At 64.2% G+C, this 21,094-nt stretch carries 23 protein-coding genes; 11 read left to right on the plus strand and 12 right to left on the minus strand.

Annotation, left to right across the window (positions count from 1 at the left end):
• The first annotated feature begins 32 nt into the window (after nucleotides 1–32).
• Nucleotides 33–563, plus strand: coding sequence for a gamma carbonic anhydrase family protein (locus XH87_RS05955; protein ID WP_158668332.1), 531 nt, complete (start codon nucleotides 33–35; stop codon nucleotides 561–563).
• 2 nt (nucleotides 564–565) lie between these two features.
• On the opposite strand, the gene XH87_RS05960 is transcribed toward XH87_RS05955, so the two are convergent.
• On the minus strand, nucleotides 566–730 hold the full coding sequence (locus XH87_RS05960) for a hypothetical protein (RefSeq protein WP_271586503.1): 165 nt from the start codon (nucleotides 728–730) through the stop codon (nucleotides 566–568).
• A 96-nt stretch (nucleotides 731–826) separates the two neighbouring features.
• On the opposite strand from XH87_RS05960, the gene XH87_RS05965 reads away from it, so the two are divergent.
• Nucleotides 827–1,144, plus strand: coding sequence for a hypothetical protein (locus tag XH87_RS05965; protein WP_271586504.1), 318 nt, complete (start codon nucleotides 827–829; stop codon nucleotides 1,142–1,144).
• Between the two features lie 103 nt (nucleotides 1,145–1,247).
• Nucleotides 1,248–1,637 (plus strand): hypothetical protein, encoded by a 390-nt coding sequence (locus XH87_RS05970; protein WP_271586505.1) that lies wholly within the window; start codon nucleotides 1,248–1,250, stop codon nucleotides 1,635–1,637.
• A gap of 181 nt (nucleotides 1,638–1,818) precedes the next feature.
• On the opposite strand, the gene XH87_RS05975 is transcribed toward XH87_RS05970, so the two are convergent.
• The 6 genes from XH87_RS05975 to XH87_RS06000 form a co-directional block, all read right to left on the minus strand.
• Nucleotides 1,819–2,316: a hypothetical protein gene (locus XH87_RS05975; protein WP_271586506.1), complete on the minus strand. Its 498-nt coding sequence runs from the start codon at nucleotides 2,314–2,316 to the stop codon at nucleotides 1,819–1,821.
• Nucleotides 2,317–2,494: 178 nt separating this feature from the next.
• The gene (locus tag XH87_RS05980; protein ID WP_271586589.1) at nucleotides 2,495–3,226 is read right to left on the minus strand and encodes an aspartate/glutamate racemase family protein; all 732 of its coding nucleotides are present in this window, start codon (nucleotides 3,224–3,226) and stop codon (nucleotides 2,495–2,497) included.
• A 36-nt stretch (nucleotides 3,227–3,262) separates the two neighbouring features.
• The gene (locus tag XH87_RS05985) at nucleotides 3,263–4,141 is read right to left on the minus strand and encodes an ABC transporter permease (protein WP_035701920.1); all 879 of its coding nucleotides are present in this window, start codon (nucleotides 4,139–4,141) and stop codon (nucleotides 3,263–3,265) included.
• A 3-nt stretch (nucleotides 4,142–4,144) separates the two neighbouring features.
• Nucleotides 4,145–5,104, minus strand: coding sequence for an ABC transporter permease (locus XH87_RS05990; protein WP_271586590.1), 960 nt, complete (start codon nucleotides 5,102–5,104; stop codon nucleotides 4,145–4,147).
• Nucleotides 5,104–6,393 carry an ABC transporter substrate-binding protein gene (locus tag XH87_RS05995; protein WP_271586507.1) on the minus strand — a complete coding sequence of 430 codons (1,290 nt, stop codon included), beginning with the start codon at nucleotides 6,391–6,393 and terminating at the stop codon, nucleotides 5,104–5,106. Before XH87_RS05995 ends, XH87_RS05990 begins: the two co-directional genes overlap by 1 nt.
• A 44-nt stretch (nucleotides 6,394–6,437) precedes the next feature.
• Nucleotides 6,438–7,424, minus strand: a complete 987-nt coding sequence (locus tag XH87_RS06000) for an ABC transporter ATP-binding protein (protein WP_035701912.1) — start codon at nucleotides 7,422–7,424, stop codon at nucleotides 6,438–6,440.
• Between the two features lie 258 nt (nucleotides 7,425–7,682).
• Here XH87_RS06000 and XH87_RS06005 point away from each other — a divergent pair, with 258 nt between their 5' ends.
• Nucleotides 7,683–8,390 carry a GntR family transcriptional regulator gene (locus XH87_RS06005; protein WP_271586508.1) on the plus strand — a complete coding sequence of 236 codons (708 nt, stop codon included), beginning with the start codon at nucleotides 7,683–7,685 and terminating at the stop codon, nucleotides 8,388–8,390.
• A gap of 17 nt (nucleotides 8,391–8,407) precedes the next feature.
• Here XH87_RS06005 and XH87_RS06010 read toward each other — a convergent pair whose 3' ends face one another.
• Entirely contained in the window at nucleotides 8,408–8,617 is a 210-nt protein-coding gene (locus XH87_RS06010; RefSeq protein ID WP_199762899.1) for a hypothetical protein, read from the minus strand.
• Between the two features lie 360 nt (nucleotides 8,618–8,977).
• On the opposite strand from XH87_RS06010, the gene XH87_RS06015 reads away from it, so the two are divergent.
• The 3 genes from XH87_RS06015 (at nucleotide 8,978) to XH87_RS06025 (ending at nucleotide 12,750) form a co-directional block, all read left to right on the plus strand.
• On the plus strand, nucleotides 8,978–9,229 hold the full coding sequence (locus tag XH87_RS06015) for a hypothetical protein (protein WP_271586509.1): 252 nt from the start codon (nucleotides 8,978–8,980) through the stop codon (nucleotides 9,227–9,229).
• Between the two features lie 78 nt (nucleotides 9,230–9,307).
• Nucleotides 9,308–10,648, plus strand: a complete 1,341-nt coding sequence (locus XH87_RS06020; protein WP_271586510.1) for a metal-dependent hydrolase family protein — start codon at nucleotides 9,308–9,310, stop codon at nucleotides 10,646–10,648.
• Nucleotides 10,649–10,986: 338 nt separating this feature from the next.
• Entirely contained in the window at nucleotides 10,987–12,750 is a 1,764-nt protein-coding gene (locus tag XH87_RS06025) for a CYTH and CHAD domain-containing protein (RefSeq protein ID WP_271586511.1), read from the plus strand.
• 624 nt (nucleotides 12,751–13,374) lie between these two features.
• Here the strand turns inward: XH87_RS06025 and XH87_RS06030 are convergent.
• The 4 genes from XH87_RS06030 to XH87_RS06045 all read right to left on the minus strand — a co-directional run bounded on the left by XH87_RS06030 (nucleotide 13,375) and on the right by XH87_RS06045 (nucleotide 16,977).
• A complete protein-coding gene (locus XH87_RS06030; RefSeq protein WP_035701900.1) occupies nucleotides 13,375–14,001 on the minus strand; it encodes a transglutaminase-like cysteine peptidase in 627 nt (208 codons plus the stop codon).
• A gap of 331 nt (nucleotides 14,002–14,332) precedes the next feature.
• On the minus strand, nucleotides 14,333–14,944 hold the full coding sequence (locus XH87_RS06035) for a PilZ domain-containing protein (RefSeq protein ID WP_035701898.1): 612 nt from the start codon (nucleotides 14,942–14,944) through the stop codon (nucleotides 14,333–14,335).
• Between the two features lie 135 nt (nucleotides 14,945–15,079).
• Nucleotides 15,080–16,321 (minus strand): MFS transporter, encoded by a 1,242-nt coding sequence (locus XH87_RS06040; RefSeq protein WP_271586512.1) that lies wholly within the window; start codon nucleotides 16,319–16,321, stop codon nucleotides 15,080–15,082.
• A gap of 176 nt (nucleotides 16,322–16,497) precedes the next feature.
• Nucleotides 16,498–16,977, minus strand: a complete 480-nt coding sequence (locus XH87_RS06045; RefSeq protein ID WP_271586513.1) for a GNAT family N-acetyltransferase — start codon at nucleotides 16,975–16,977, stop codon at nucleotides 16,498–16,500.
• A gap of 115 nt (nucleotides 16,978–17,092) precedes the next feature.
• On the opposite strand from XH87_RS06045, the gene XH87_RS06050 reads away from it, so the two are divergent.
• The 4 genes from XH87_RS06050 (at nucleotide 17,093) to XH87_RS06065 (ending at nucleotide 20,972) form a co-directional block, all read left to right on the plus strand.
• Nucleotides 17,093–18,244 (plus strand): zinc-binding dehydrogenase, encoded by a 1,152-nt coding sequence (locus XH87_RS06050; RefSeq protein WP_271586514.1) that lies wholly within the window; start codon nucleotides 17,093–17,095, stop codon nucleotides 18,242–18,244.
• Between the two features lie 3 nt (nucleotides 18,245–18,247).
• On the plus strand, nucleotides 18,248–18,730 hold the full coding sequence (locus tag XH87_RS06055) for a DUF5680 domain-containing protein (RefSeq protein WP_271586515.1): 483 nt from the start codon (nucleotides 18,248–18,250) through the stop codon (nucleotides 18,728–18,730).
• Nucleotides 18,731–18,835: 105 nt separating this feature from the next.
• Complete coding sequence (locus tag XH87_RS06060; RefSeq protein WP_271586516.1) at nucleotides 18,836–20,575, plus strand: serine hydrolase; 1,740 nt, start codon at nucleotides 18,836–18,838, stop codon at nucleotides 20,573–20,575.
• A gap of 13 nt (nucleotides 20,576–20,588) precedes the next feature.
• Nucleotides 20,589–20,972: a VOC family protein gene (locus XH87_RS06065; protein ID WP_271586517.1), complete on the plus strand. Its 384-nt coding sequence runs from the start codon at nucleotides 20,589–20,591 to the stop codon at nucleotides 20,970–20,972.
• The last annotated feature ends 122 nt before the right edge of the window (nucleotides 20,973–21,094 follow it).

The following is a 21,094-nucleotide window of genomic DNA, read 5'->3' on the forward strand; positions in this document are numbered from 1 at the left end:
TATGGCTGAGGTCGACGTGACAGGAGACCTTGATGGCGATCTACGAGCTCGACGGGCAGGCGCCCGACCTTCCCGCCGACGGCAATTATTTCATCGCGGAGACCGCAACCGTGATCGGCCGCGTGCGCCTGAAGCCGGGTGCGAGCGTCTGGTTCGGCGCCGTGCTGCGCGGTGACAACGAGTGGATCGAGATCGGCGAGGGGGCCAACGTGCAGGACGGTTCGACCTGCCACACCGATCTCGGCTTTCCGCTTCGCATCGGCAGGAACTGCACGGTCGGCCACAACGTCATCCTGCACGGCTGCACCATCGAGGAGGGCGCACTTGTCGGCATGGGCTCGATCGTGATGAACGGCGCCAGGATCGGCCGCAACAGCATCGTCGGTGCCGGCTCCGTCATCACCGAGGGCAAGGAATTTCCCGAACGTTCCCTGATCATCGGCTCGCCGGCGCGCGTGATGCGCACGCTCGACGACACGCAGGTCCAGAAGATGGGGAGTGCGGCCAGGTTCTATGTCGCCAACGGTCCGCGCTTCAAGAAGGGCCTGAAGCGGATCGGTTGAGCTCAGCCACGTTCGGATTGGCGAGCTTCAATCGCGCCTGCCACCTTCTCGTGGCCGGCGGCCCATAACGCGTGCTGGTCGCTGCCGTCGAGGTAAGGATTGGCCTCCGCCGGGACGTTCTCGCGCGCGGCGCGTTCGCCTTCTGCAAAGGGGTCAGGATCGGTCATCGTGATTTTGCCTCCCTCGCTTTCAAGCTGATGTGACGGCATTTGTTCCGGAACAGCTCTTCATGGCGGCCGTTGACCGACAAAGGAGAATTTCCGATGGACAGATTGTCCGCAACCGGGTCAATCAAGACCGCAATCATGATCCTCACACTTGCAGCGATGCCGGCGATATCGTTCGCGCAAACGAGCGGCGGCTCTGCAGGATCGAGCGGAGGCTCGGTGGGCTCGACCGGAGGAGTTGGCAACTCGCCCGTTCCGCCGCGCGGGACCAACAGCCTGGGTACGGCTCAATCCTCCGGCCCGGGCTCCGGAGCCACCACCGGCATCGGCGGAGGCGAGGCGGCTGATGCCGCCGTCAAAGCCGAGAACCGGCAGCTCGACGGCAAAATCAAGAGCATCTGCCGCGGCTGCTGACGCTCGCGCGGAAGTGAGACAGCGTGGCTGTCACGAGTTCCCAACTGACGTTAGCTTGGTCCTGCTTTGAAGCGTGGAGCGTGTCCACGCGGAGGATCGAGTGATGTTACGCAAGATGATCATGACGGTACTGGCTGTGGTGGCGGTCGGGCTGTCGGCGCCGCAGGCGGCCGAGGCGCGCGGCGGTTTCGGACATGGCGGAGGATTCCATGGCGGAGGCTTCCATGGTGGGGGCTTCCACGGTGGGGGCGGCTGGGGGCACCACCATTGGCACGGCGGCGGCTTCTGGCCGGGAGTCGCAATTGGGGCGGGTCTCGTCGGCGTCGGTGCCGGCTACTATGGCGGCTACTACGGCTACGGTTATCCCTACTACGGTGATCCCTATTATTATGGTACCGGCTACGATGACGGTTACGGCGGCTGCTACGTCGTGCGAAAGCGCATCAAGACGCCGTCGGGATGGCGGTACCGTCGGGTCGACGTCTGCGAGTGAGCGAATGCCCCGTTAAAAAACAAGGTCGTTGACGCAGTATACCGTCAACGACCTTGCCAGCCCCGGATATTGAAATCGGCTCACGCCATCCGGTAATGGCAAGCATCGCGCGGAATCTTACGGGCGAATGTGATCCAGTTCACAAGTGGCCAAAATAAAGTTCCCGCCGCGCCGAAAACGGCTAGCCGCGCGTGCGCTTGCGCGGGCCGCTGGCATGGACGCGGTGCCGCGCCGGTTTCCTGCGGGTAACCGACGGCGCGTCGGCCTCGGTCGCCCGTGCACTGGCAAAGGACTGCCGCAGGCCGTCGATGGACTCGTTCAGGCTCGCGACCTGCTCGGACAGGCGCTTGGTGTCGGCCTGTTGCGCCGCCATGAGCCGCCTCATGGTCTGGAGCTGGTCCTGCACCACTTGGAGCTGGTCGATCGATTCCTGCTGTGTCGCCTCCAGCCCCTTGGTCTTCTCGACGAGCTGCTCGGACGCCTGGGCCGCGCGGGCCTGGAGCTGCCGCGATGCCACCACCCGGTCGGTCTCGGGGGCGGCGCCGGTATAGGCACGCCAGATCGCGATCGAGGTTACTCCTGCGATCAGAAGCAGGAGCGCCGCGGCGGTCAGCGCGATCGGCTGCGCGCCAAGGCGAAGGAGGGGGTTGGACGGTGTGTCCTGGGCGAGATCGATCATCGCTGACAAAACCCAAATGCAAACTTGGTGCGTGGCGAAGACCGGCAACCCAGGGGGTCACCGGGGCGTCCCGAAAGCGCTAGGTTTCAGCAAGGAATGGGACCAAAAAGAGGCTAAGGGCAAAAAAACCAGCAAACAGCGTGCCTTGCTGGATCCGAGGGCCCCGTGAGGGGCAGGATCAAGGCTGAAATTGCGAAAATGGCCCGGAATAGCCCTTCGATCGCGGTTCCGCGTAAGGGCCAAGCCGCGACGTCTTCAATCCCAGCCGCGCCAGTGATTCCGCCAGCGTCACCGCCGCGGCGACGCCGTCGACCACGGGCAGGCCGTGGCTGGCGGCGAGTTCAGCGGCGAGATCGGCCATGCCGGCGCAGCCGAGCACGATGGCCTCCGCGCGGTCGTCACGGATCGCGGCGGTGATCTCCGCCGAGATCTTGCCGAGCGCATCAGTGTGGCGTTGCTCGAGCGCGAGCACCGGGACCTCGGCGGCGCGGACCCGGGCGCAGCGTTCGGCAAGGCCGTACTTCTTCAGATTGTGCTCGATCGGCACGATCGAGACACCGAGCGTCGTCACCACGGCGAAGCGCGCCGCGATCAGGCTCGCCATGTGGAAGCCGGCTTCGCCGATGCCGATCACCGGCGCCTTTGCGGCGGCGCGCGCGGCATCTAAGCCGGTGTCGTCGAAGCAGGCGATGACGTGCACATCCGCACCGTCGCGGTCGGCCTCGCGGATGCAGCCGAGCATGCCGGGCACCGCGAAAGCCTCGTCGTAAAAGCCTTCGATGGAGACCGGGCCCATCGCCGGCTGGCGCGCATCGATCACGGTGTCGGGCAGGGCAACGCTGCGCGCCGCAGCGGCGATCTTCGCCGTCATGGACGCCGTTGTGTTGGGGTTGACGACGTGAAGCCGCATCGGATCAGACAAGCCCCTTCTCAGACAAGTCCCTTTTTAGACAAGTCCCTTGCCGGCGTCCGAGCCCTTGGCCGCCTGCCGCTTGTTGAGCACGTGGATTGTGCCGAGCGCAAGCGCGATCACCGTGAACGAGACCGCCGATATCACGGTGCCGAGCGCATAGATGTCGGGGTTGGTCACGGTGGTGGTGAGGCCCTGGAGATCGAGCGGCAATGTATTCACGGCGCCGATGGCCTGGCTGGAGCGGGCGAGCTCGTCCCAGGACAGCGTGAAGCCGAACAGGCCGATGCCGATCACGGAGGGCAGGATGATCGGCAGCACGACGTGACGGAAGGTCTGCCACGGCGTCGCGCCGAGATCGCGCGCGGCCTCCTCGAGGCGCGGGTCGAAGCGGTTGAAGATCGCGAACATGATGAGAAGCCCGAACGGCAGCGTCCAGGTCAAATGCGCGCCGAGCCCGGAGGTGAGCAGGCCCATCGAGGTCTCGAAATTCTCGTTCCAGTGCGCCTTGACGAGATCGTCGATGATGCGGAATTCCAGCGAAATGCCGAGCGAGGTGATGATCGAAGGAACGATCAGGCTCGCGATCGCCGAATAGAACAATATGCTCTGTGCCTTGAACTTCCTGCGGAAGGCCATGCCGGCGGCGACCGACAGCACGACGGTGACGATCATCACGATGATGCCAAGCAGCAGCGAGCGGCGGAAGGCCGCTCCGAGATCGACGATGCCGGTGCCCTGGAACAGTTTTGCGATCCAGAAGGTCGAGACGCCGTTCATCGGAAAGGTGAGCCCGCCCTGCGGTCCCTGGAACGACAGCACGTAGATCGCGATCATCGGCCCGTAGAGAAACAGCACATAGGCCGCGAAGAAGATCGCAAGCACATAGAAAGAGCGCGGGCGTCCCTCCTTCATGCTCTAGAGCTCCTTCTTGATGTCGACGATGCGCGACATCATGGTGATGATCAGGAAGGTGATCGCGAGCAGGATCACGGCATTCGCGGCCGCGGCCGGAAACTGCAGCGCGTTGACCCGCGTCTCGATGATCTTGCCGGCGGCGGCGATCTGCTGGCCGCCCATCACGCCGATGGTGATGAAGTCGCCCATCACGATGGTGATGACGAAGATCGAGCCGATCACGATGCCGGGCTTCGCCAGCGGGATGATGACGTTGACGAGCGTCTGGAAGCCGGTGGCGCCGGCATCATAGGCCGCCTCGATCAGGGATTTGTCGATGCGTACCATCGAGTTGAAGATCGGCACCACCATGAAGAAGGTGAAGAGGTGCACCAGCGCCAGCACCACGGAGAATTCGGAGAACAGCAGCCATTCCACGGGGTGGTTGATCAGCCCTGTCTTCATCAGGCCGGAGTTCACGAGCCCGTTGCGCCCGAGCAGCGGGATCCAGGCGATCATGCGGATCACGTTGGAGGTCCAGAACGGGATCGTGCAGAGCAGCGACAATCCCATCTGCCAGGTCTTGGATTTCACATGGAAGGCGAGGAAGTAGGCGACCCAGAAGCCGATGAAGAGCGTGATCGCCCAGACCAGGAAGCATAGCTTCAGCGTCTTCAAATATGTCCTGCCGATCGTGCAGAGATCGGGGAGCTGCGCGATGCAGCCTTCGAACGTGTCGGTGTAGCCTCGGCCCGAGAAGGCCGGCAGCAACTGGTATTCGTTGTAGTCCCAGAAGGAGACGATGACGACGAATACCAGCGGAATGAGAAAGAAGGCGAGAAACACCAGCATCATCGGCCCGGCCTGGAGCCAGGAGATGAAAGACGGCGACAGCCGCGCCGCCTTTGCGGCGCGCGCGGTGTCTGATCCCCGGATCAGGTCCGGGGAGGCCTGTTGCAGGATGTCCTCCGAGGTGTCCATCACGCGGCGATGAACTCGTTCCACTTGCGGACCATGTAGTCGTTCTCGTCCATCACGGCGTTCCAGCAGGCGACGGCGCCCATGCGGTCCTCGTAGGAGCCGCCATCGCGCACGGCGCCGGCCTTCTCCAGCAGCGAGCCGTCGGGCGCCTTGATGTCCTTCTCGGCCGGCTTGCCTTCCATCCAATAGGCCCACTCGTAGGGCTCCATGTGCGCCTTCGCGGTGGAGAGCACGGCGGAGTAGTAGCCCTGGCGGTTGAGATAGGCCCCGGCATAGCCGGACAGGAACCAGTTGACGAACTCGTAGGCCCATTCGAGCTTGGCGCCCGAGACGCCCTTGGAGACGCAGAAGCCAGAGGCCCAGGAGCGATAGCCTTCCTTGAGCGGCTGGAAGGTGCAGGGGATCCCCATCGAGCGCACCTTCGTCACCGCCGGCGACCACATCGACTGGATGACGGTCTCGCCCGAGGCCATCAGGTTGACGCTCTCGTTGAAATCCTTCCAGAACGCGCGGAACTGGCCGGCCTTCTTGGCTTCGGTCATCACCTTCATGGTGAGATCGATCTCGTCCCGGGTCATGTTGCCCTTGTCGGCATATTTGTGCTTGCCGGTGGCTTCCACGACCATTGCGGCGTCCATGATGCCGATCGAGGGGATGTTGAGGATCGAGGCCTTGCCCTTGAATTCGGGGTTGAGCAGCTCGGACCACGAGCTGATCGGACGCTTGATCAGGTCGGGGCGGATGCCGAGCGTGTCGGCATTGTAGACGGTCGGGATCAGCGTCACGAATTCGGTCGCCGACGTCGCGAATTTCCTGGAGTCCTTGCCTTCGAGATAGAGCACCTTCCAGGGCGCGGTGCCCTGGCCGCCGATCTTCTTGCCGCCGGGGGTCTCGCCCTTGGTGAAAACGGGCGTGATGTTGCCGAACTCCTTGATCTTCCTGGCATCGAGGGCAAGGATGTTGCCCGACGGCACGAGCTTCCTCAGCGAGAAATATTCGGTGTCCAGCACGTCGAAGGAGTTCGGCTGGGTCATCACGCGCTTGCTGACGTCGTCGGTGGTCGCGGTGATGTATTCGATCTTGATGCCGGTGTCCTTGAAGCACTGCTTGGAGATGTCGTCGCCCTCGTTCACGGCGGTGCCGAGATAGCGCAGCACCTTGGCATCGGCCGACTTCACGTAAGGAAAGCCGGTGATGGCGCCGGAGCCGGCGGCGAGGCCGGCGAGACCCGCGGTGCCCTTCAGTAGCGTGCGGCGGCTGACGCCGGTCTTCCTGGTCGTCTCGGTCATTTCGCTCACTCCTCTGTGTTGCGCGTTTTCTGTCGTGAAGGGCGCTATTGCAGGCGTTGCGCCTTGGCGGGATCCCAGGTCGCCAGCACGCGGTCGCCCGGACGGAGCGGGTGGACGTCGAAGGTGGCTTCGGGAACGTGGGAAAACAGGGCGGTGCCGTCGTCGAGCGTGAGCGAGACGGCGATGTAGGAGCCCTGGTACTCGGTCTGGGTCAGCAGCGCCGGCGCGCCGAAGGCGCCGTCGGCGAACGGCACGATGCCGAGCTGATCGGCGCGGACGGCGATGAGGCTGCCGGCGTCGCTGAGAACGTTGTGGCCGCCGATGAAGCGCGCCACGAATTCGGTGCGGGGGTGGTGGAAGATGTCGCGGGCCGCGCCTTGCTGCTCGATCCGGCCCTGGTTCATCACCACGATGTGGTCGGCGAGCGCCATCGCCTCTTCCTGGCCGTGGGTGACCTGGATGAAGCTGATGCCGAGCTCGCGCTGCAGCCGCTTCAGCTCGCCGCGCATCTTGACGCGCAGGAACGGATCGAGCGCTGAGAGCGGCTCGTCGAGCAGGAGGATCTGCGGCTCGGTGATCAGCGCGCGGGCGAGCGCGACGCGCTGCTGCTGGCCGCCGGAGAGCTGAGCCGGGAGACGGCCCGCATATTGGCTCATCGCGACCAGCTCGAGCAGCTCGCCGGCGCGCTTGTGGCGCGTCGGCCTGTCGACGCCGCGCATCTTCAGCGCAAACGCGACGTTGTCCAGCACGGAGAGATGCGGAAACAGCGCGTAGGACTGGAACATCATCGCGGTGCCGCGCTTGGCCGGCTCGAGGTCGGTGACATTCTGCGCGCCCAGGATGATGTCGCCCTCGCTGACCGCCTCATGGCCCGCGATCATGCGCAGGGTCGAGGTCTTGCCGCAGCCGGAGGGGCCGAGCAGGCAGCAATAGGTGCCGGCCGGAATCTTCAGATTGACGTTGTCGACCGCCAGCGTGGTGTCGTAGCGCTTGGTGACGGCAACCAGTTCGAGAGCGGCGGGAGTGGCCATGGCGTGTCCGAGGAGGGGCGATGCATCCCGCCTCTCTCCGCAAGGTCCGTGCCAACAGTCCGCGCCCCACCGAATCTCGAAAACTGTGCAGCGGAGTCAGATCGTTAGGTCAATTCCCGCCCGGTTTGGCTGGCCGCCGCCAGCGCAGTCATCTGCACACAAAGCGGGCGAAGATTGTATAAAGTTTCGCCTGTGATTGGATACAGCAGGTCGACTAACATTCTAGGCCGAACGTCTGTCGATTGAGCCTTCACGCCCATGGCCGCCAAGACCCGCCGGAAATCCGATGCGCCAGATGCGAGCGATCGCGTCGGCCGTATCCGGGAGGGCGTGACCGCCGCGATCCTCGAACATCGCCTGCTGCCGGGCACGAAGCTCGGCGAGGACGAGATCGGCGATATCTACGGCGCGAGCCGCACGCTGGTGCGCACCGCGCTGCAGCAGCTTGCGCATGAGGGCATCGTCAACATCGAGAAGAACCGCGGCGCCTTCGTCGCGCGCCCGACGCCGGCCAACGCCCGCGAAGTGTTCGAGGCGCGCCGCCTGATCGAGCCCAGCATCGTCGATCACGCCATCGATGCGGTGTCGCCGGACTGGATCGATCGCCTCCAGCACCATCTTGCCGAGGAACGCGAGGCCGAGCTGCGCGGCGATGTGCGCGCTTCGGTCCGTCTTTCCGGAGATTTTCACCGCCTCGTCGCCGAGATGAGCGGCCACAGCATCTATCTCGGATTCCTCAAGGAGCTGATCGCGCGCTCGTCGCTGATCATCCTGCTTTATCGTCGCCACGACACGCCGGCCTGTGGCAACGATCATCATGCCGGCATCGTTGCCGCGATCCGCAAGCGCGACAGAGAGGCCGCGCGCGCGCAGATGCTGTCGCATCTGACCGAGATCGAGGCCGAGCTGTTCTTGAAGGATCCCGCCGCCGACGAGCTGCGGCTCGCGGACGTGCTGGGTGCGTGACGAACCGCGTCGTTTGGCTACGGCAGCGAAGATCCTTCGTTGCGCCTGACGATCTTCAGCACGAGCAGAATTGCGCCCACGATCAGGAGCAACACGCCGGCGAAAGTCGTGCCGCCGTATTCGAAGGTCACGCCGACCGCGGTCAGCAGGCATCCGATGATGATTGCAATGAGCCCGCCGAGCTTCTTGATCAGCAGGACGTGTCCGTCACTCGCTTGTGCCACCATGTTCCGCCTCGTCACTTGATGTCGCGCCTTCGTTCGCCGCCCTCGTCTCCCCGTCGAACGGCTCGCGTACGATCGTACTCCCGGACGCGCAATTTACAATCTTGCATTGTTAGTCGAAATCTCTCGGCGCCTGCGACTGATTTGAGTTGAATGCAAGTAAGGCAGGTCCACTTACCGAAATGCCTGATTGCCGCGAGAAACTGCGCCGCATCGCGTCTGCGTCGGAGTCGTATGGCTGAGTTGCAGAATCGCCCTTTAGTTGTAAATTGACTCTTCATGATCAGAGACATCAACTGTTGTCGCGCGATCAAGTGCTGGAGTGGGATTGGCATAAGCTAATCCGTTCTGTGGAGTTGTGCGATGGCGTTGCGTTCGGTCGTCGAGGAGCGGGAGTCGGCGTATGTCTCCACCGGCCATTTGGCTGATGCGGAAAAAACGGTGCAGTCGCTGGTGAACGAGGCGCAGCGACGCTTCAGTCAAATCGCGATGGAACCAACTCGCAGTCCATCCCGCGCTGGCGCGGGTGTCGAGCGCGCTGTTCGGCGTCTGCGTCGTCGGGACCAGCGGGCTGGTCTGCGGCGCCGGCGAGATCGACTACGAATTCTCCATTGAGCGTGTCAAAGGCGTTCCTGTTCGCGCTGGTCTGCGAGACCATCGGGCCGGTGCGGCGTAGCAGGGCGGAGGTTGATGATGTCGGGATTGAAGGCGCCGGCCGGGTTCGCGGTGCTGCTTGCAGTGCTGGTTTGCGGCGCATGGCCGGCGGCAGCCCAGCAGGGCTCCTCTGTCCTGTTCCGCAACGTCAAGATCTTCGACGGAAAGAACGGGGCTCTCTCGGCCGCGTCCAACGTCCTCGTCAGGGACGGGAAGATCGAGAAGATCGCGACCGCGGACATCGCTGCCGCCGGACAATTGATCGACGGCGGCGGGCGCGTGCTGATGCCGGGACTGATCGATGCGCATTGGCACGCGATGCTGGTGCGCCCAACGCCGATAGCCGCGCTCGCGGGCGATGTCGGCTACAACAATCTTCTCGCCGCGAGCGAGGCGACCGCGACATTGATGCGCGGCTTCACCACCGTGCGCGACATGGGCGGGCCGACCTTCGGGCTCAAGCAGGCGATCGACGAGGACCTCGTCGCCGGCCCCCGCATCTACCCATCCGGCGCGATCATCACCATTACCAGCGGTCATGGTGACTTCCGGCAGCTCTCCGAGCTGCCGCGCACCATCGGCGGCATGCTCAGCCGCGTGGAGCGGATCGGCGGCAGCATGATCGCCGACAGTCCTGACGAAGTGCGCGTGCGCGCACGCGAGCAACTCATGCAGGGCGCCTCGCAGGTCAAGCTCACCGCGGGCGGCGGCGTCGCATCGCCCTTCAGCCCGCTCGATGTCTCCACTTTCACCGAACCCGAACTGCGCGCGGCCGTCGAGGCCGCCGACAATTGGGGCACCTATGTCGCGACGCATGCCTATACGCCGGTCGCGATTCAGCGTTCGATTGCGGCTGGCGTCCGATGCATCGAGCACGGTCATCTCATGGACGAGGCAAGCGCGAAGCTGATCGCTGACAAGGGCGTCTGGCTCAGCACGCAGCCATTTCTGGATCTGTCAGGCGCCGCGACGCTGGGACCGTCGGAACAGGACAAGATGCGGCAGGTGGTTGCCGGCACCGACCGCGTCTACGCGCTGGCGAAGAAGTACAAGATCAAGACCGCGTTCGGCACTGACGTCCTGTTCTCGAAGGCATTGGCAGACAGGCAGGGCTCGATGCTGGCCGCGTTGACACGCTGGTATACGCCGGCCGAAGCACTGACCATGGCGACGTCGACCAATGCCGAACTTCTGAACCTGTCGGGCCTGCGCAATCCCTATCCAGGCAAGCTCGGCGTGGTTGAGGAGGGCGCGCTCGCCGATCTCCTGCTGGTCGACGGCAATCCGCTCGACAACATCGCCCTCGTCGAAGATCCCTCGAAGAACTTTGTGGTGATCATGAAGGGCGGCAAGATTTATAAGAACAGCCTCGCGCGCTGAGGCGCGCTTGGGCAGCCGACGCCTGCGACGTCGAACCCCTTCCCGCGGATCCTTGACAGGCTTCCTGCGCCACGGCCTCGGCTCGATTCCCGACGTCGCGGGCGGCGGCGTCGGCGCGCGATTTGTCACAATTTCGGGGCGGTATCGGCAACGTGGCTTCCAAGTGTCTCCAGAATCACAAGGAATTTCTCGGCTGGTATATAAGTAAAGTTCGCTGACGCGCTCATCTCGATACGTGCATGTGGACCAGGATGCGCTCCGACGCAACGTGACTGTTCCTCGCGGGTTGAACCGGCTATATGCTGGCGTTCTGTCATTGAACTGTCATGTCACCGGAAATGCTGAAATCAGACGCCGTACCAACGCGCAAGATCGCGAGCGCGCTGGACGGGACTCCTGTCTCGAATGACAACAAGAGGAAGCAAGTCGTCGCCGGCTTCCTCAGGCAGCGCGAGCTCGCCCTGGAACCAACGCTCTTCGAGCGTGATGTCGTTGATCAGACGACGCCGTCACAAGACACCGCGGCCGTGCAGGAACCAGGCCAGCGGAACGCCGCTGCGCCTCCCGCCGGCGAAATCGAGCTCAAGCTTCTCGTCGATGCCGACCGCATGGCGCATTTCAGCGCCGCGCCGGTGATCGCGGCCAATGCGCGCAACAAGGGCTCGCGAAAACATCTCAAGTCCGTCTACTACGACACGCCCGAACGGACGCTTCGGCGCAACGGCCTCAGCCTGCGCGTTCGCCGGAGCGGCGCGCGTTTCGTGCAGACCGTGAAGACCGATGCTGCGGACGATCCGCTGCGCCGTGGCGAGTGGGAGGCGAGCGTGGCCTCGCTTGCGCCCGATCGCGCTCTGGCGATGCCCTTCATTCCGGAGAAGCTTCGCGGCCATCTCGAAACCCGGCCGCTCGAAGCCGTCTTCACCGCCGACGTCCATCGTCTCGTGCGGATGATTGATCTGCCGGCCGGGACGGTCGAGATAGCCTTCGACCAGGGCGTGCTGACGGCCGGTGATCGGTCGGTGCCGGTGAGCGAGATCGAACTCGAACTGAAGAGCGGGAGTGCGAGCGCGATCTACGAGATTGCGCTGCGCCTTGCGGAGCAGGGGGCGGTGAAGCCGTCCATCCGCACCAAGTCGGCGCGCGGCTTCGACCTCGCCGCGGACAAGCCGCCATCGGCGCGCCGGCCCCGCAAGCTTCGGCTCGATCCGTCAGTGACGCTCGACGAAGCCTTTGCGACGATCCTGCGCTCGTGCTTCCTGCATCTGCTGCAATCGCTGCCGCCGGCCGAGGACGGCCGCAATCCGGAAGGCGTGCATCAGCTTCGTGTGGCGCTGCGCCGGATTCGCTCGGCGCTCGACCTGATGCGATCGGTCGGTGCGCTCAGCAATCTCGACGCGCTGCGGTCGGAAGCCAAATGGCTGGCGCAGGGCCTCTCCGCCGCGCGCGACTGGGATGTGTTCCGGCGCGACACCTTGCCGACGATCACAAGGGCCTGTCCTTCGGTCGCCGGATTCGATGCGCTGGAGCGGATCGCGGCGCAGCGTCAGTCGGAAGCCTATCGCACGGCCCACCAAGCGCTCGATGATCGCCGCTGCGCCGTGTTCCTGATCGGTCTCGGAGGCTGGATCGAGACGCGCGGCTGGCGCAACGACGTCGCGCCCGAAGATCTCGGCCGGCTCGCCGAGCCCGCCGTCAACTTCGCGCGGCGCGTCCTGTCGGAGCAGCACGCCAAGGTGCTCAAGCGCGGCCGCCGCTTCAAATCGCTCACGGTCGACGAGGTGCACCGGGTGCGGCTCGCGACCAAGCGCCTGCGCTATCTCGGCGAGTTTCTGCTGCCGCTGTTTGCCGATCGCAACTCCGTGCGAAAATTCGCCCGCAGGCTCGCCGGCTTGCAGGAGGAACTCGGCGCCTTCAACGACATGGCGGTCACGGCCTCATTGCTCGATGGGCTCGATGCCGAGCCCGGCAGCGTCATTGCCGCAGCCGCAATCGTCGGCTGGCAGGCGCGCGCTTCGGTCGGCATCCGGCCTGTCTTGCAAGGCACGTGGCGGGATTTCGTCGCCGCGCGCGTGCCCTGGGCGCACCAGACCCCGCAGGGCTGATCGCGCATCCCAAAAAAGTTGCGGCCAGGCTTTGGAGGAAGCCTGGTCGGGCGCGAACCGGTCTGGGACGGGGAGGGGTGCGGATGTGCGCGGCGTCTGAGCGGCGCCGAGAGAAGTCGCGGCTGGACCTGCGGGACCGCATTAGTGGTTGAGTTCACTTTCGGCGGCAAGTTGTCCGTCCGGCGTGATCTCGTATTCGCCGTCCTGCTTGGTCATCCATCCTGACCTGACCATCTCTCGTGCAAGCTGTATCGAGCAGATCGGATGACTGCCTCCCGGGTAATACAGCCTGTCATTGCGGACGAGCAGGTGCCCGTACAATTGAGCCTGGCGAAGCGCCCTGCGCATTCCGGGTGATGGGGTTTTCATGCCGGTTCAAGCGCGAGCACGGCAAAGGTTCCTACCGAACGGACCGGAACGTGCATTTGCATTCGCATCGCGCTTTGGATCCGCGCGGGAATTGCCCGTGTCGGGGGCGCCGTTCGCTGCTGATGGCACTGCGCGGAGCGGTTGTCCCTGAAAAAGTTGCGCCCAGCCATTGGGGGATGGCTGGGCGCACGCGAACCGGTCTGGGACGGGGAGGGGTGGGGATGTGACCGGGCCGCGTAACTCGTTGTCTCGTTGCTACTGATCCTTCGCGCTGGCGGTGGAGACCGCCGGCTTGGTATCGCCCAGCGAGACCCAGATGTTGGGATCGCTCTGCGACTGGCGCTTGACGAAGCGGTAGCCGGTCTCCGTCCAGGCAACGACGTTCTCGTTCTGATTGTCGAGAACGAATTCGCCCTTGTCGGTCTTCACCGTCAGCACCGCGTGGCCTTCGCCCTTCTTGTCGCGCACGACGGTGATCAGCAGGGCCTGGCGCGGCCATCCGGCGTCGATCAGCATCTTGCGCTTCAACAGCACGTAGTCTTCGCAGTCGCCGTAGCCGTCCGATGGCAGCGACCATTTCTCGATCACGCCCCAGTGCTCCTGGTCGGTCAAAGGCTTGACGGTCTCGTTGACCCAGCGATTGACCTTGACGAGGTCGCGCCAAGCGGCTTGCGACATCACGATGTCGCGCGGCTGCATCGGTGCGCCCTGGCACTGGGCAGCATTGTCGGCGCAGAACTCGACCCAGCCGATCGGCGCACGCGTGGTGTCGCCGAGGCTCGCGTAGAGCAGGCGGCTTTCGCCGGCCTGCGCTGCCGCGCTGATCCCGAAGAGCATGGCGACCAGCGCCAGCCTCTTCCCCTGTCCCCTGAAGTCAAACATCGCGGCCCCCGTTTCTTGTTGGGACCACATTTCGCATGGAGCTTTTGAGTTGCCGCTAAGTCAGCCAAGTCAAGTCGAGACGAATGCAAGTAAAAGGCACGGCGAATTCGATCTATACTTGAATCGAATTCGAATAAAATTCGATATGACTGCAATTGATTCAAATTTTATCGATTAACGCGGAAACGCCGGCAGAAGCGTTGTTTGCGTGCATCTGCAACCCCGGCGTTAACCGCAACGCGGCTTGCCGCGGGGCACGAAAAAGGCGGCGTCCGCATCGCGGAGGCCGCCTTCGAGGCTGGAAATATCGAGGCTTTCGCGTTCTCGCGCTTTACCGCGCGGTAACGCTCTCTTCGAGTGTCTCGGGCGGCTGCTCGTGCATGAACTCCAGAGCGAAGCCGTCCTCGAGGTTTCGGACCACGCGGCCCTGGACCCGGCCGAGCAGAACGATCGATCTCAGCGGCGGCCGGTTCTCCGCGGCGATTGCGGCGCCCGACAGCGAGAGGTCGATGATGCGGCAGGTCATCTTGGTGCCGTCCTCGAGCGTCAGCACGGCGATGGGGTTGCGCGGCACGATACGGTCGTGGCGGCGGTCCTCCGGCAGATTGAGGATGTCGCGATTGGCGAGCCAGGTCAGCTGGGCCGCGAGCTTGTCGCGCTTCCTGGGCGTCGCACCGATCGTCATGGCGAAGCCATTGTCGATGATACGGGTGATCTTGCCCTCGACGCGGCCGATATGATCGAGATAGGCGACCACGCGGTCGCCGACATTGCCGATGCCGGGGGCGAGCAAGGCGAGGCCGCCCGGCGACATGTTGATCACCTGGCAAGGGAATTCCCGGCGGTCCGGCAGCATGTAGCGGCCGAGCAGATGCACCTTCACCCGCTGGAAGCGCCTGCGCTCCTCGGCGGCCGGAAGAAATTTTTTGTTCGCCAACGCCATTTTCAACACCCGACCCCCCGCCCGGGCGGAGTCCGGGACGACCCTAAGGTGCATAGGGTTAATGCCGCGTTAGGATGGGATGCGGCGGTCACGGACAGACACAATGCGTTCGAAAAGCCACACCTCCAGGCCGGCTCAAGCCGGCGTCGTCGCCCGCCGCTGCAACAGGGCCAGCAGCGCCAGCAGCAGCGCGGCCGACAGCCCGAGCGACCAATGTATGCCGATCGCCGCGCCAGACAGCCCGACCGTGATGCCGCTGAAGGCCCGCATGCCGAGGCCGGCCATATTATAGAGACCGACGACCCGGCCGCGAATGTCATGCGGCGCGTTCAGCTGCACCAGCGCCTGCGCCATCGTGTTGAACGACAGTTCGAAGAAGCCGGCGCAGAACAACAGAACGATCGCGACCGGATAGATCCGAACCGCGGCGAAGCCGAGCAGCGCCACGCTCCAGAGCATCGCGAGCATGACCGCAGTGCGCGGCGTGCCCTTGAGACGTCCCCAGGATTCCAGCGCAATGCCGGCGAGCAGAGCGCCGGCCGCGTCGGCCGCGAGCAACACGCTGTAGGAGACTCCGGGATCGCCATGGCCGAGGTCGCCGGCAAATCCCGGCATCTGGGCGTGGTAGGCATTGCCGATCATGAAGGAGGTGAGGCCGGCAAGCCAGGTCATCGCCGTCAGCACCGGCTGGGTGCCGATGGCGCGGATGGTCAGCACGATGTCGGCGAGGCCGCGCACGGCGAAGCGCCGCGCCGCCACGCTCTTGTCGCGCATCGGCGCCCAGAACAGCCACAGCAGCATCGGCAGATAGAACAGCGTGTTGAAGATGATGCCGTGAGAGGTGCCCAGCGTTAGCATGATGATCCCGCCGACGGCCGGCCCGACCAGGATGCCGAGATAGCGCGCCATCGCGTTGAGCCGCACCGCGCTCGGCAGGTCGGCGGGCCCGACGAGGTCGTAGAGCAGGAGCTGGTTCGGCGTCTGCCAGAGCACGCCGGCGCAGCCATGGATCACCAGCAGCAGCATCGCGTGCCACGTCTGGATGGTGTCGGTGATGAAGAAGAAGCCCCATCCGGCGGAGGCGACGATGAACAGCAGCATGCCGCACTGGATGATGCGGCGCGGATCGATCCGGTCGGCGAGCCCGCCGACCGCGACGGAGAACAGCAGGAACGGCAACCAGTGCGACAGCACCGCAAAGCCCGCCAGCGCCGGCGAATGGAATTTCTGGAACACCACCCAATAGCTGATCACGTGCTCGATGTTGTCGGCCATCATCGCCAGCACGTAGGAGGCGAACTGGAGACGGTAGGGCACCGACTTCATGGCCGCGAACGAGCCGGACGCGACCACGGGATTTTGGGGAAGGGGGTTCAAGGGATGACCTGAGGTGAGACTCTCGGCGCCATACACGTTCGCTCATGGGCACTCAAGACAATTGGTGTGCTTGAACGGCAGCCATGTGGTTTGTGGCAGCTCTCGTAGCCCGGATGCAGCGAAGCGCAATCCGGAGTCTGTCCCGCCTTCCGCTTGGCGTCATTCAGTCTGCGAGACTAACCGAGCGACTTGACGTACACCGCGTACGGTACCCCCAGAATATCAGGCGCATCCTGCACCCTCACAAAGCCCATGCGCAGGTACATCGGCAGCGCGACCGTCATGATCGGCGCCGTATGCAGGGCGATGACCGGTGAACGGTCGCGCTCGGCGCGGCGCAGGCACTCTTCGGTCAGTTGCCGGCCGACGCCTTTGCCGCGCGCCGCCGGATCGACCACCAGCATGCGGATGATCGGCCAGGCCGGATCGAAGAAGGCCGGTTTCGGGGCTTGCGGACCGACATAGGCGACGGCACCCACGATCTCGCCCTCGTCCTCGGCCACGATGAGCTCGCCGGTTTCGGCAAGCCCCGGCATTTTCGCGACGTTGGCCGTGAACAGCGGCCAGTCGGAATAGTCCTGCTCGAACTCTGCAAACGCGGCCTGTGCGACCCGCACGATCGCTTCGGCATCGGCTGGCTGATAGTTGCGCAGCATCGGCATTGTGCTCCGTCGCGGGTGCGAGACTGTCCGCTTGGCACGCGCGCGCATCTCACATACGATTGTCGTCAGCCCGCACCACAAATCATAACAAGCGGGCAGCGAGGACACCATGGAATCCATTCGCGTCTGCACCCACGCAGGACCGGGCAGCGAACCCGCCATCCGCACCGTGCCGTGGCCGAAGGTCGGCCGCAAGGCCGCGCTGATCAAGGTCGGCGCCTGCGGCGTCTGCGGCACCGACCTGCATATCCTCAAGGGACATTGGCCGAAGCCGCTGCCCTGGCCGTTCACGCTGGGCCACGAGCTCGGTGGCGTCATCGTCGAATGCGGCGACGAGTTCTCCGAGGACTTCATGAGCAAGCCGCTTTCCGTCGGCTCGAAGGTGATGATTCCGCCGCTGATGCCGTGCGGCCGCTGCTATTACTGCATCCATTATCCGCAAACGGCCAACAAGTGCCTGACGCCTGTCTATTACGGCCGCTATCTCGGCTTCGACAAGGCGCCGCATTTGTGGGGCGGCTGGGCCGAATATGTCTATGTCGATCTCGACATGCTGCCGGGCACCAAGATCTACAAGCTGCCCGACGACATGTCATTGCGGCTCGGCGCGCTGTCGGAGCCGCTGACCTCCTGCATCCGCGCCTTCAATCGCGCGACCCGCGCCGGCGGCTTCAGCTGGGGCGACACCGTGGTGATCCAGGGCTCGGGCCCGATCGGCATTCTGGCGGTCGCAGCCGCCAGGGAGATGGGGGCAGGGCGCGTGATCTGCGTCGGCGCGCCGGAGGAGCCGCGGCTCAAGCTCGCGCGCGAGTTCGGCGCGGAGGCGACCGTGAACATCGAGGAGCTGAAATCGCCGCAGCAGCGCATCGATCGCGTGCGGAAAATCGTCGGCGGCTTCGGCGCCGATCTCGTGATGGACTGCTCGGGCCATCCGAGCGCCGGCCCTGAAGGCATCGAGATGCTGCGCGACGGCGGCACCTATGTCGAGATGGGCCAGTTCACCGACGCCGGGTCGATCGACACGTCATGGCACCGCATCTGCACCAAGGATCTCAACGTGCTGGGATCCTGGGGCTTCACCGGCAACGACCTGCCGCTCGGCGTCGACATGCTCTATCGCACGCGTGACAAATATCCATGGCTGAAGATGCAGACGATCTATCCGTTCACGGAAGCGGGCGTCGCGCAGGCGGTGAAGGACGCGATGGCAATGAAGACGGTGAAGTCGACCATCGTGCCGTGGCCGGAGCTGGTGGAATAAACAATGCCGTCCATTCCACCCGATCTCGCGGCGTTCCTGGTCGAGGCCAAGCGGCGCACCTATGCCGGCCTCGACGACGATGCGACCGTGGCGACGCCGCTGCTGTCAGGCTCGAAGCAGCTCGAGCATCGCGCCCCGCCCTATGCCTATCGCGATATCTATTTCGGGATGGGGTATTTCGTCGGGCAGGAGACCGTCTCGCGGGACGACCGCGTGGTCTGGTCGATGAGCTACAGTGGCGGCGTCCGTGAAGAGATCAGGGATCGGGACACGTTTCTCGCAATCTACAAATTCCTGCGGCAGGCGTTGCTGGGGGTGCAGGTCGAGGAGCCGTATCGCGGACCGCGCCTGTTCGACCAGGCAGGCATGATCTATCGCAACGAGATCGACGGCGCGCTCGATCGTTTTCATGGGGTGGAGACGATTGCGCGGCAGGACGGCACTTTGCTGTACGAGCTGCGCTATGGTGGCGGCATGCTGCGATAGGCCTTCCGCCTTCGCGATCCGGCTTCCGCGAAAACATTCGCGGCTTGTTTCCATCTGGAGTTGACACATCTATACTGCGCATCTCGCAAGTATTCCCGTGTGCCAATGAACACATCTGCCGACATCCCAAATTCTACGCTCGCGTCCCTCATTCCCGATGTCGATCGGCTCGCCGCGGAAGCGATGGCGGTCTGGAAGGTGCCGGGCGTCGCGCTCGCCATCGTGCAGGGCGGCGAGGTCGTGCTCACGCGCGCCTATGGCCAGCGCGATGTCGAGGCCGATCTGCCGGTTACACCGCACACGCATTTCGTGATCTGTTCGATCACCAAGTCGTTCACCGCCACCGCTATCGCGTTGCTGCACAATGAGGGCGTGCTCGACTGGAGCAAACCGGTCCGCGACCACTTGCCGGAGTTTCGTCTTTCCGATGCGGTCGCCACCGAGCGCGTCACTATTCGTGACCTGCTCAGCCATCAGTCGGGACTGCCGCGGCACGACTGGATTCACTTGCCTGGCGATCTTGCGCCAGCCGAGATGCTGCCGCTGATGCGGCACCTCGAATTGAGCCGCGACGTCCGAGCCGCCTGGCAATACAACAATCTCTGCTACAACGCTGCCGGTCTCCTGATCGAGCGGTTGAGCGGGCGGAGTTTTGAGGCTTTTGTGCGGGAGCGCCTCACGGATCGGCTCGGCATGGCGGTTGGCTTCTCGCTGGACAAACTCGAAGCTGCGGCCGAGGCGGCACGGCCGTACATGATTCACGTCGACACTCGGCTGCCGGGACTACGGTTGCCGATCCGGGTCACCGCCGCAGGCGCGATCAATACGTCGGCGACGGATCTGGCGAACTGGATGCGCCTGCATCTTGGCCTGGGGGAGTTTGATGGCGAACGGCTGTTGCCGGCACCGCTGGTGGAGCAATTGCATACGCCGTTGGCGCACGTCGGGAAGTCGGAATTCTCCGAGTTCGGTCACGGTCATTATGCACTGGGCTTTCAGTCCAACACTTATCATGGCGATCGCCTGCTGTGGCATGGCGGCGGCTGGAACGGCTGGGGGTCATTGATGACGCTGGTGCGTGACGCCGGCATCGGGGTTGCCGTGCTCACCAATCGTAGTCCGAGCGCAGTGCCGCAGATCTTGACATGGTACATTGTCGACCGGTTGCGCGGACGTGAGCCCGTTGACTGGTTCGCGCGCTTCCACAAGGTTCGTGACGACTTCGTCGCGCATATTCCGGCCGACAAGGAGGCGAGGGAGAAGGCACGTCACAAGCATACGCAGCCCGTGCATGCGCTGTCAGCCTATGCCGGCGACTACGCTCATCCCGCCTACGGCGTGATATCGATCCGCGAGCAGAACGGCGCGTTGCACTGGTCGTGGCGCGGCATGAGCGCGCCGCTGTCGCACCGGCATTTCGAGACATTCGTGACGCCGGAGATCATCGACAAGCTCCATCCGGACAATCTCCCGATCACCTTCCAGACCGACCGGGACGGCAATATTGTGCACCTGTCGGCGCCGCTGGAGCCGATGGTGAAGGACATCGTATTCGAGCGTCGCGCCGCCGGCGATTGTATGAATCCTGCGTTTCGTGAGCGCTGCGCCGGGCATTTCGCGAGCGGTGGTGTGAACCACCACGTGACCCTCGATGCGGACGGCCGTTTGATTCTCAAGACCGATTTTCAACCGGCCTATCGTCTCGAGCCGCAGCAGGACCGCCGCTTTCGCATCGTCGAACTTGACGGTTTTGCCGTCGAGTTTCGAGGGGAAGACAACGAAATTGATCGGATCGTCTTTCACCAGCCGAACGGTGTCTTCGTCGCCAACCGTGTCGTGGGGTAGGGGGAAATCGCCGATGGCACCGAAGTCGAACCAGCCCCGTTCCCCCTTCAACGCCATCCGCGCGATCGACTACACCGTCATTTTCGTGCGCGACATGGCCGCGATGCGCCGCTTCTACGAGCACGTGCTCGCCTTGTCCGTGCTGCGAGAGCTTTCGCCGAATTGGATCGAGTACGGTATCGGCAGCAACACGCTGGCATTGGCACGGCCGAGCCGTACCGCCGCTGATGCGCCAATTCCGGCGGGCAGCGCCTCGCTGCAACTCGCCTTCAAGGTCTCGGCCGCCGAGGTCGACGCGTGCGCCGACGAGCTCGTGCGGCAGGGCGTGGCGCTGCTGTCGGCGCCGACGAACCAGCCCTTCGGTCACCGCACGCTGTTCTTCCGCGATGATCGTTGACCAGCCACAGGCAGGCGAAGGCCTTGCATTCGGCCGGTCGCTCGGCGTAGATCGCGCAGCCAAGACCGGGCTTGCAATGCCGGCACCAACTGCCGGCCGGCTTGTCCAGCGCCTCGATGGCC

Origin of the sequence: Bradyrhizobium sp. CCBAU 53415 (assembly GCF_028128735.1) — a bacterium.
GTDB lineage: Bacteria > Pseudomonadota > Alphaproteobacteria > Rhizobiales > Xanthobacteraceae > Bradyrhizobium.

Bases quoted from the DNA above. Each gene is read 5' to 3' on its own strand.
- XH87_RS05955 (WP_158668332.1), top strand. From the start codon at position 33: ATGGCGATCTACGAGCTCGACGGGCAGGCGCCCGACCTTCCCGCCGAC.
- XH87_RS05960 (WP_271586503.1), bottom strand. From the start codon at position 730: ATGACCGATCCTGACCCCTTTGCAGAAGGCGAACGCGCCGCGCGCGAG.
- XH87_RS05965 (WP_271586504.1), top strand. From the start codon at position 827: ATGGACAGATTGTCCGCAACCGGGTCAATCAAGACCGCAATCATGATC.
- XH87_RS05970 (WP_271586505.1), top strand. From the start codon at position 1,248: ATGTTACGCAAGATGATCATGACGGTACTGGCTGTGGTGGCGGTCGGG.
- XH87_RS05975 (WP_271586506.1), bottom strand. From the start codon at position 2,316: ATGATCGATCTCGCCCAGGACACACCGTCCAACCCCCTCCTTCGCCTT.
- XH87_RS05980 (WP_271586589.1), bottom strand. From the start codon at position 3,226: ATGCGGCTTCACGTCGTCAACCCCAACACAACGGCGTCCATGACGGCG.
- XH87_RS05985 (WP_035701920.1), bottom strand. From the start codon at position 4,141: ATGAAGGAGGGACGCCCGCGCTCTTTCTATGTGCTTGCGATCTTCTTC.
- XH87_RS05990 (WP_271586590.1), bottom strand. From the start codon at position 5,104: ATGGACACCTCGGAGGACATCCTGCAACAGGCCTCCCCGGACCTGATC.
- XH87_RS05995 (WP_271586507.1), bottom strand. From the start codon at position 6,393: ATGACCGAGACGACCAGGAAGACCGGCGTCAGCCGCCGCACGCTACTG.
- XH87_RS06000 (WP_035701912.1), bottom strand. From the start codon at position 7,424: ATGGCCACTCCCGCCGCTCTCGAACTGGTTGCCGTCACCAAGCGCTAC.
- XH87_RS06005 (WP_271586508.1), top strand. From the start codon at position 7,683: ATGGCCGCCAAGACCCGCCGGAAATCCGATGCGCCAGATGCGAGCGAT.
- XH87_RS06010 (WP_199762899.1), bottom strand. From the start codon at position 8,617: ATGGTGGCACAAGCGAGTGACGGACACGTCCTGCTGATCAAGAAGCTC.
- XH87_RS06015 (WP_271586509.1), top strand. From the start codon at position 8,978: ATGGCGTTGCGTTCGGTCGTCGAGGAGCGGGAGTCGGCGTATGTCTCC.
- XH87_RS06020 (WP_271586510.1), top strand. From the start codon at position 9,308: ATGTCGGGATTGAAGGCGCCGGCCGGGTTCGCGGTGCTGCTTGCAGTG.
- XH87_RS06025 (WP_271586511.1), top strand. From the start codon at position 10,987: ATGCTGAAATCAGACGCCGTACCAACGCGCAAGATCGCGAGCGCGCTG.
- XH87_RS06030 (WP_035701900.1), bottom strand. From the start codon at position 14,001: ATGTTTGACTTCAGGGGACAGGGGAAGAGGCTGGCGCTGGTCGCCATG.
- XH87_RS06035 (WP_035701898.1), bottom strand. From the start codon at position 14,944: ATGGCGTTGGCGAACAAAAAATTTCTTCCGGCCGCCGAGGAGCGCAGG.
- XH87_RS06045 (WP_271586513.1), bottom strand. From the start codon at position 16,977: ATGCTGCGCAACTATCAGCCAGCCGATGCCGAAGCGATCGTGCGGGTC.
- XH87_RS06050 (WP_271586514.1), top strand. From the start codon at position 17,093: ATGGAATCCATTCGCGTCTGCACCCACGCAGGACCGGGCAGCGAACCC.
- XH87_RS06055 (WP_271586515.1), top strand. From the start codon at position 18,248: ATGCCGTCCATTCCACCCGATCTCGCGGCGTTCCTGGTCGAGGCCAAG.
- XH87_RS06060 (WP_271586516.1), top strand. From the start codon at position 18,836: ATGAACACATCTGCCGACATCCCAAATTCTACGCTCGCGTCCCTCATT.
- XH87_RS06065 (WP_271586517.1), top strand. From the start codon at position 20,589: ATGGCACCGAAGTCGAACCAGCCCCGTTCCCCCTTCAACGCCATCCGC.